Source organism: Flavobacterium hercynium (assembly GCF_002217285.1).
Lineage (GTDB): Bacteria > Bacteroidota > Bacteroidia > Flavobacteriales > Flavobacteriaceae > Flavobacterium > Flavobacterium hercynium.
This window is the reverse complement of record NZ_MUGW01000046.1, coordinates 57,084-66,459: the sequence shown is the minus strand read 5'-3', so window position 1 is coordinate 66,459 and position 9,376 is coordinate 57,084. Positions and strand designations below refer to the sequence as shown.

Annotated in this window: 11 protein-coding genes; 2 read left to right on the top strand and 9 right to left on the bottom strand. The window is 29.0% G+C overall.

The annotated features are described in order from the left end of the window. Positions 1–572: hypothetical protein (locus B0A66_RS22980; protein ID WP_165766656.1), on the top strand; the 572-nt coding region annotated here is incomplete at its 5' end. A gap of 210 nt (positions 573–782) precedes the next feature. Here the strand turns inward: B0A66_RS22980 and B0A66_RS18895 are convergent. The 9 genes from B0A66_RS18895 to B0A66_RS18855 all read right to left on the bottom strand — a co-directional run bounded on the left by B0A66_RS18895 (position 783) and on the right by B0A66_RS18855 (position 8,146). Next, on the bottom strand, positions 783–1,397 hold the full coding sequence (locus B0A66_RS18895; RefSeq protein WP_089051421.1) for a hypothetical protein: 615 nt from the start codon (positions 1,395–1,397) through the stop codon (positions 783–785). A gap of 54 nt (positions 1,398–1,451) precedes the next feature. Next, positions 1,452–1,937, bottom strand: a complete 486-nt coding sequence (locus B0A66_RS18890) for a DUF1572 family protein (RefSeq protein WP_089051420.1) — start codon at positions 1,935–1,937, stop codon at positions 1,452–1,454. Positions 1,938–2,025: 88 nt separating this feature from the next. Further along, a complete protein-coding gene (locus tag B0A66_RS18885) occupies positions 2,026–2,772 on the bottom strand; it encodes a hypothetical protein (protein ID WP_089051419.1) in 747 nt (248 codons plus the stop codon). Positions 2,773–3,300: 528 nt separating this feature from the next. Continuing rightward, positions 3,301–3,960 (bottom strand): hypothetical protein, encoded by a 660-nt coding sequence (locus B0A66_RS18880; RefSeq protein ID WP_089051418.1) that lies wholly within the window; start codon positions 3,958–3,960, stop codon positions 3,301–3,303. A 62-nt stretch (positions 3,961–4,022) separates the two neighbouring features. After that, positions 4,023–4,265: a hypothetical protein gene (locus B0A66_RS18875; RefSeq protein ID WP_089051417.1), complete on the bottom strand. Its 243-nt coding sequence runs from the start codon at positions 4,263–4,265 to the stop codon at positions 4,023–4,025. A 205-nt stretch (positions 4,266–4,470) separates the two neighbouring features. Then, entirely contained in the window at positions 4,471–6,681 is a 2,211-nt protein-coding gene (locus tag B0A66_RS18870) for an AAA family ATPase (RefSeq protein ID WP_089051416.1), read from the bottom strand. A gap of 97 nt (positions 6,682–6,778) precedes the next feature. Continuing rightward, entirely contained in the window at positions 6,779–7,387 is a 609-nt protein-coding gene (locus tag B0A66_RS23165) for an SH3 domain-containing protein (protein WP_089051415.1), read from the bottom strand. A 198-nt stretch (positions 7,388–7,585) separates the two neighbouring features. Continuing rightward, a complete protein-coding gene (locus B0A66_RS18860) occupies positions 7,586–7,807 on the bottom strand; it encodes a helix-turn-helix domain-containing protein (protein ID WP_089051414.1) in 222 nt (73 codons plus the stop codon). A gap of 24 nt (positions 7,808–7,831) precedes the next feature. Continuing rightward, a complete protein-coding gene (locus B0A66_RS18855; protein WP_089051413.1) occupies positions 7,832–8,146 on the bottom strand; it encodes a helix-turn-helix domain-containing protein in 315 nt (104 codons plus the stop codon). A gap of 473 nt (positions 8,147–8,619) precedes the next feature. On the opposite strand from B0A66_RS18855, the gene B0A66_RS18850 reads away from it, so the two are divergent. Next, positions 8,620–9,159, top strand: coding sequence for a hypothetical protein (locus B0A66_RS18850; protein WP_089051412.1), 540 nt, complete (start codon positions 8,620–8,622; stop codon positions 9,157–9,159). Positions 9,160–9,376 lie beyond the last annotated feature (217 nt).

Sequence of the window (9,376 nt, the reverse complement as noted above, 5' to 3'; positions counted from 1 at the left end):
GATATAATAATAATTTGGTAATTTATTCTGAACCAAAAAAAATTGATACTGATGTTACTTTAGAAAATTTTAAATTTCTTTTTAATAAATATGTTTTTGAATACAACGAAGAAATTAGCGTAATCAAAGATGAAGATATTTTATCTAAAGTAAAAACTAGTCTTTTTAACAAAATAGAAGATAGAGTTAACTTAGATGTAACCGTAAGTCCAAATGATTTTAAAGAATTATTAACTCCTGTAGATGTAAATTTTATTGGCAAAAATGGTGTAATTGTTGCAGGTCAAACTATTGATTTTGCTAAAAGGTTATACAATTTAGAAAATGATTTAACAAGGTATATATCATTTACAAAAGCAGTTGATTATTCTTGTGGTGATAAAGGTAAATATTTTTTAGTTGGTCAAGAACCAAATAAAATAGAAAATCCTACAAATCATAGAACATGGAAGCATGTTAGAGAAAGTCATTTAGTCGACTATATAGACTTAAGTGAAACTGAAAAAATCAAAGATTATATAATATCTAAAGGTGTTTTTCCTTATTTTGATAAAGTAGAAGATTCGATTTAATAGCTTTGGTTAAAAACCAACTTTATCATTAAGTAATTTCTAAATCTATTGTAGTAGCTATCAGCAACGACTCTTTTTCAACTAAAATTATAAAAATAAGTTTCTCTGATTGTTCAATAAAGATTCTTGTATTAGAATTTCTTTACTAAAGAGCATATCACTTGTTAACCAATGTTATCACAAGCAAGATGCTCGCGATAGCGGTAGGTTCTATCTTAACTTATTGTCAAGATCCTCATATTGGTATGAATTTGTAGTTAGCGTTTTATCCTTTAAGTATCCCCAAAAAGTATCCTGTCGATTTGGATTCGTGATATACTCAATACCACTAACACAATCATCAGTATCAAATTCAAATGTAACAGCTCCTTTTGCATAAAGTTTTAAATCACATGCTCCGTAAGGAAAGTAAATTGAGGTGTCAAGCCAATATTCGTAACACTTGCTGCTAATGTTTTCAAGTGTCCATTCTCTTTTAAATTCTACTTGTTTTCCTGTTTTACTTTTTAAAAACTCCTCACCGTCATAAGGGGAAATAGAAATTTTTCCAGCCACAACATCATTAAAAGTCAAGACTCCAAAACCCTGAATTGTAGTTTCACTACCTGACGATTTCTGTATGATTGCTTTTAGTTTACTTTCTTTTTCTAAATCCAGATAAGGTGACCAATCAAAATCCGGCATTAAACCAGCTCCCCAAACTTTAAAGGAAACAGTAGAAGGTAACAAATTGGTTGGTTCGAAAAATATGGTTTTGCTGTCGTAAAAACTAACGCTGTTTACGTCATCAAATATTTCTTTTGTCAAATCGATGGATAATTTCATTCTATTTTGTTGCGCGTTTTAGGATTACTTATAAATTCCTTACCCCGCTCTTTTCTATTTGCTGCTAACTTCAGCATTTTTAAGCATTTTTTTTATTAATACAATTTGACCTAAATGATAATAACTATGTTCAATCATCGCGTCTATATTTCTAAAATAAGTTCCATATTTTTCGTCAACAAAATTACTATTTAGTTTTTCTTCCGTCATACTTGCAATCAATTCTGCAAATTCTTCCGAATCAGCCCAAAATTTATTTAGAAAAAATTCCCATTTTTCTCGAGAATCAATTTCAGGAAAATCAAAACTGTATTTGTCTCGGATATCTAAACTTCCACCAAGAAATACATTTTTGATTCCGTTTATGTAATAATGAATATGTTGCGAAAGAATTGAGATTGTGTTTAGATTTTGAATTTTTGTGTTGGCAACTTTAAAATCAAGACCATTCAATTCATTTTTAAAATTTGTATTTGCAATCCAAGTTCCGTCTAAAATTACTTCACGAAACCTGTTGGCAAGTTTTGATTGCGTATTCATAGTATTGCTTTTTATGGTTAATTCAAATTTTAGCTTACTTGAGATGATTTAATTAATTTATAACCCCAAATTCCTGGAACAACTTTTATTATTCATAAGAGGCATACAATCCTCTATTTCCAAACATTGAAAAAGAATAATTCAGAATAATATTTTCATGATCTTCAAGTACTTTAGGAATTGGATGTGGCACCGGATAACCTAAAACATAACTGTGAATTAAAAACTCAACAACCTTTAATTCAAAATGAGGATCTTCTTCATCTATTTTAGTATCATTCACAACGATTACATCAACTTTAAATCCTTTTGGGGTTGGTATATAATTGGTGAAATAAACCAATTCTCCCGTCCAACTTCTCACAAAAAACAGAAAATTGGCATACTTATAAATATCCCATTTCTCTTCCATTGTTGTCGATTTAAATACAGGACCATCTGCTAGTTGTTTGCCTTCTGTATCAAAGTTTAAATTGACTTCTATCTTTACTCCGTTTTCCGGAAATTTTCCAATGTATTCTTTACCATCACTATTTCGTGATGCTATAAAATTATTTGCTACATCTGAATTTTGAGTTGTAGAAATCATTTTTAAGGCATATTCACGACAATCAAAAATTCTTATTTTAAAAGGATTATCACTAGCTTCAATCCAAACGGAATCGTACTTAACTTCCGCTTCTTTTTCATTTCCCAAAGTAATTACATTACCAACTTTCATTTTGTCTAAATCCGATTGTGACATTGTTCCTGCTGAAAATGTAACGTTTTCCTCTTTACTAGTTTCTTGCTTTTCTTTATTCTTTTCTCCAAATAACCTTTTAAATATGCTCATCTCTTCTATTTAAATTTTTCCGTTTTTTTTACAGATTCAAAATAGTTACGAAGTTTGAACCTGTTTATTTTCTGATAAAGATAAAATTTCTTGCGAAACGCAAAGATGAAATTAGTGCAAAAATTTTAATAGTGTAAAAGGCTTGTTAGTAGGTATTATTTTAATCAAAATGAAGCTGAAGGAAATTTATGTGTTTCATTCATGAGGAAGATACTCCGCCAGCGGAAGGATTACTTTGCTTTATTATGATACGCGGATGAAGCAGATTCGCTATGCGAAAACACGGATTTATACGGATTTTCAACATTTCTTTTTATCTTCATTTTTTCTACCCTCATTTTTGTCTTTTCGAGGGACGAGAAATCTTCACAAGTAGCTCCGTAAAGTATTATCAATCTTTGTCGAATTTCTCGCGAAGATTTCTCGTCCCTCGAAAAGACAAGATTGCGGATAAGTACACCTATTTTAGGAAGACAGTTCTAGTAATACTGCATTGATATCACTAACAAATACTTATGTAAAAACACATTAATTAGACTTACTCCAAAATATTAAATCCAATAATTTTAAATCAGTTAACTTCTCGAAATTAATTACATTTTCAGAATCAAGTTTTTTAAAATCTTCTCTAATAACTTGAATTATGGACTGATTTTCTTCACACCATTTTTTATATTGAGAACTAATTATTAAAAATGATAAATAAAAACTTTCTTTATTTAATTTGAAGTGATTTCTAATAGGATTATCTAAAGCACAATAATCATAAGGATTAAAAGTATGAACTAATTTAGCTAAAAAAGAAGTTAAATCGACAGATTGTAGTTTATCCTTTCTCTTTAAATCAGCATTTTTAAAATAATCGAAATATAATTTTTCGATTTCATTTTGCTTTATTAAATTCAAGATATCAATTTTCTTAGTTTCTAATCGCTCTAAAAATTCATTATCAATACCTTGTAAAGAGTATTGTGATTTAAATTGTTTAAAGAAATTATTACTCTCTAAATAAAATTCTTCATTATTAATCGTTTCGAAATAAAAAAATTGAAATTTTTGAGGTTTTCTATTTACAAGATGTTTAATAAGATATTGATTTAATACTTCATCAATTTTAGACAATTGTATTTCTTCTTGAATTTGTCTGTATACAGACTTTTTTAAATAATTGATATATGTTATCTCCATTTAAAAAATGATTATAAAAATTATGAATTGAGAAAAATGTTAGTGACAGCGAAAGTTTGAAGTTATACTTCTTTAAAACTATTTGCAATATCTTGAACTGTTTCTTCTGATATACTTGCTGGCATTCTTTCTTGGTCTTGAGCTACATTCATCGATATTTCTATTCTACCATTTGAAAGCCTAATTGTGTAATTAAATCTGTCATTAAAAAAATGCTCCTTGTAAGTTCCTATTCCTGAATTGTATTTTTTAGCTCTACTTAATATTCCTTGTATTCCGCTTCTATTTTTATTTGTTTTTTGCATTTTACTATTAAAAATTATTTTATTACTATTATGAAATTTTATTTTTTTTGTATAAGAAAATAATCAAGGTTTTCTATTATTAAATTTCCTTTTTTTTCATCAATAATTCAACAATTACATCTTTTGAAAACTTAAAAACATTTCGTGCAATTTCTTTTGCTCTTTCTCTTCCAAAAAAAAATATTATTAAAAGAAGACATTATCACTAATCTAGGTTTTCACTTATATTCATCATCATATTGTAGTGTCCAATATTTTCTGTATGTATAAATATATGTTTAAAAACGTCTAAATATTTTGTGATTGTTCCATCAGGAGCTTCAATAAATAAATCATCAGGTAAAGTATGTGAACCTTCATTTGCCCAACTTAATAAAGATCTACATATTTCTCTCTCTTCTTGATTTAAAAATTTATTTATTAAAACATCATCTCGTTTGCTTCCTAGAATACTAAAATAATTTTCGAGTATTCTTCTTAAAGTATTTTGTATTGTAATACCAGAATTTCTTTCCCATTCTCTTATTTCTCTCCAAAGTAATTCATATGAAGACTGGATTGGATTTATATCGCCATTAAACTGAATAGTTGATATTTTATTATTTTTTCTTAAAATCCAAAATTGAGATTTTTCACCTTTCCTATTTAGTCCTTCATAAGATACTTCTTTGTGAAAATAGACATTATGAGTTAATAGAATAATTTGTTTGACATTCCCTACATCATTTTTGACATTTTTGATTAATTCTTTGATTAATGTACTAACTATAAATAACACACTACTATCTAAACTAGAAATAGGGTCATCAATTACTAAAATTCTCTCTTCATTTACAGTTTCCTGGGAAACTCCACCTTTTGCTAATTGTAGAAAATAAAGGAAGGTAATAAATGTTATTTCTCCCTCACTTAAGGTATTTTCTGCAATTGTTCCATCTTCTCTATTTATTTGATAAAAACCTTCTTCGGTAGCTGGAACAATTTCAAAATTTAAAAAACCATATGATTTTAAAAGTCTATTTATTTCATTTATAGTCGGTTGGATACTAGTTACATTTTTATTCAAATTATTGATTTCAGATTTCAAAATCCCATGTTCTTTTAATTTTAAATCTATTTGAGTTTGTAAAGAAGTAATACCCGCTTGCAACCCCTTTAAATCATTATTATACTTAATAATATCTGATTTAAATTCTTCTATAATTAGTTTCCAGATCGATTTAATAAGATTAATTTTTTCCGTGCTAAAATTGGCAACTATATCATTATGCTTTTGTATTTCAGAATTTGTAGTCGTGATTAATTCTGAAATTAAATCTAATTGCTCCTTTAATGAACCTAATTCTATATTTCTACTTGGTTCTTTTACTTTATTATTTATAAATTCATTATTCGTTGCATTTTGACTTATTAATGTTTTGAGGTAAGCAGAATACTTGTCATTATTCAATTTACTATGCTTAAAATCTTTTTGAGAAGTTTCGATTATATTTAATTCGTTGATTAAATTTTGCGTTAGAGAATTATATTCTTGTTTTAATTCTTTTATCAATTTTATATCATTCAAATATGTTTTATCAAAGAAATTTTCTAGTTGATTTTTGAAATCTTCAGTAATTGTTTGTTTTTGACAAAATGGACAAGTTTTATCTTCTTGAATATAATCTCTCCCTTGATTTACCCAGTCATTTATATTTAGTTTCTGAATAAGTTTAGCAATATCAACATCAGCTTTACCAACTATTACTTTCTTCCAAATACTATTAGTTTCAATTTCAATAATTCTATCAAACGATAAAAAACTTATAGATGTTATAGTTTTTGGGACCTCACCAAAGATTGTTTTTGATTTTTCTTTTAGATTTTCAAAAGTATCTAAAACCGTAGTGTTTGTTGTGAATTCTTGTAATAATCTATTTTTAAAACTTTCTTTTTGTAGAACTCCTGTAAATGCTTCTTTAAATGTTGGTTCATATTTTTTATAAATTTTTGTCCAAGTTGTTTCTCTAAAATTATTTTCTAAATCATCTTTCTTTTTGCTTTGAGAAGAATGAGTTTCTCGTTTTTTTGATCCGTCTAATGTTAGTACTTTAAGTTCTTCCGTTTTGTCTGCAATTACTTTAATTTGTTCTGCCGTTGCTTCTCCTAATGTAAAGATTCCTCCTAATTTTCCTTTGCCAAAGTTTCTTTCTCGAAACTCTTTGTTGTAAACTAATCTGCTAAATTGGTTTCCATTTTTCCAAGCTAAAGTGCAATGATTAAATTTAGAATCTGTAAAATTGTAAAGAAAATTAGAAATTGTTGTCTTACCGCAACCATTTGCTCCATATATAAAATTTACCTTTTTCAATCCGATAATTTGGACTCCTGCATCATTGTAAGATGCAACATTTTTTATAGTAATATTTTCTATCATTTGTTATTATTCAAAGTTACTGGATCATTTTTTTTCATAGCTCGCGCTAGCAGTTGCGCTACATATGTATGTAACAATAATTAATTTGCTACCTTAACTAAATCTTATAAACATGCTTTGCATTGACATATCCATAATTACCAGACTGCATTACTTTAACTTGCAACCAATCACCATCGATAGCGATAACTAATAATTGTGCGTTTCTTTTTAGAATTTCGATTAATTCGTATTCACCGCCAGGTCCTTCAAGCAGATTCAGATTTTGTGATTCGACTGCAATCATGTCTTCAGAACGATAAGCAACAATTGCCTTTTTAGTTACTGCTTCTTTTTTAGTTATCGTCTCTTTTTTAATTACTGCTTCTTTTTTAGTTGCTGTTACTTTTTGGGAATAGGAATTAGAGTTAGAAGAAGCTGTTATAATACTTTTAGAAGGAGCTTTGGTTGTGCTCTTTGTAACTGTACGTTTTGGTGTATATGTAACAGGCTGAGAATAGGAAGCACACGCTCCGCAACTACCGCCGTTCGAACAGTGCGCACATCTGCTGCAATTTGAGCACGCACGACAAGAGGCGCTACCTGTACAACGTCCGGTTTCTTTTGGTTTTGAAGCACAACAGCTTGCTATAAGTTTATGATTTTGAGCATTCACAGAAGTGACAAAAAGAAAGAACAAAATAGTAAAGGGTAAAAGTTTTATCATAGTAGGTTCGTTTATGTTTGTTCAAACTTAAAGAGAGTTTTTTGCAAAATCTTACGGTTTTCCATAATTCGTATCATTAATAAGTTTGCAAAATAGTTCTTTTCAAAATGAAAAACCTACCGTATAAATACCCGTTTTAATTTTGACTGCGCATAAAAAAAAGATGCCGAAGCATCTTTCTATTTGAATTTATATGTATTATTTATTAATTAATTTAAAAAAATCGGATAGCTTAACGTTCCTTGCTTCACAAATTTTATTTAAAGTATATAATGAAATCGTATAGTCTTTATCTGAATAGATTCTGCGTGCAGTTTTCTCATCGATGTTGTGATTTAGTGCAAATTCGGTTTTGGGTTGGATTTCTCCAATCCATTCTTTACCAATATAATCACATATTTTTCTATTTAAATCACTCATACAAACAAAACAAATCGTTAACTATTAAAATAAAAACAAATCTTTTATGTTAACATTTAATGCTTTTGATATTTTTAAAAGGCTTTTAACAGTTGGGTTTGTTTGTCCTTTTTCAATTCTTCTAATTTGATTTTCTGAAAGATCTACTTCCAATCCAAATTTATCCTGAGAAAAAGTTGTGGTCTCTTCTCTTAGCTTTCTTATTGTCTTACCAAGCGTAATCAATGCCTTATTATGTTCATCACTTTCCATGTTATAAATTTCAATCATTGCCAAAAAACAAAAACGCACATATATGGTTGCTTGTGATTTTTTTATTATATTTGCTATTGAATACATATATTTGCGACCCTTCAATTAAAATATTTGAAGTATTCGCTTTGAATCTCGTTTCAGAAAATTGATGTTTTTAAAACCACGAGATGATAAGTAAGATGCTCACGACCTTTTGGACGTAGAATCACTTATTCGTGGTTGGGTATGCCAATGCCTCTGAAACAATAAGCTGAGTTCTGCGTCCTTTTTTTATGCTCAAAACTCTCCTTATATTCTTAGCGGTGTTTCTTCTGTTTTTGTTTTACGTTTCGCACAACGAAGTCGAACCTTTAAAACATATAACTGTGAAATAAAAAAATATTCTTTTTCTACTTCCTTAAGAAGTTTACTTAACGCACAAAAAATGATCCTCTATCTCGTCGGCAAACTAGCATAGAGGACCGTAGCTAATCAAACAAACGTAAAATTAACTTATCCAATATTATGAATAATTTTTCATTTTATTAGGGTGGGCAAACGCTTTATATCGTTTCCGCATGAAAAAAAATAAAATATCTTTTGAAACTAATTTCTGGGCGCACCACGAATTAGAAAACCCTTTTGAAGTCATTGATACCTTTTTAGGTTCTGAAAGTCTGGCTTATTTCAAACAAACTCTGAGCGAAATAGTTTTTTACAGAAGCAAAGACGAAGTCTATCAAAAAGAATGTCCGGGTGATGTGTTCTTCACTTACACCGCTTTTCGTTCTTTTCTGAAAGCTTGCTCGGCTTTGCAACACAAAAGCAAAAAATGGAAGGTTACCGAAATATCCGCTGAAAAAAGATCGATTCTCTCGCTGGCTTCCTTAACAGCAGAAGAATACGAAAATCCTTTTAGTGTCTTCGAAAATGCCTTTGCAGAACATTCCCTAGCCGATTTCGAATTCTTCCTCTGTGAAGTAATTCATCTGGCGTTACGTCCTACTATTGTAGAATTCGATTCGGATTTGCTTACGCCTTACATTCATGTAATAAAAATGCTCGACGCAAGTCAATTGTTATTGGAAAGTCAGGTGGAGAAAATTAAGGAGTGTTGATTTGATTTTGTAAAGTGGTACATTTTATTCCTAACAGGTTTTAGAAACCTGTTAGGATAACGGATCTCAACTACATTTCCTAACAGGTTTCTAAAACCTGTTAGGTATTTAGGAAAGTCACACACAGTAGGTGATTTCGCCAAAAGAAAACTCAAGTTACAACAGATGAAGAAGTGAGTAATTGCAATATCCTGAATATTATTTTTTGTTGAAGCAA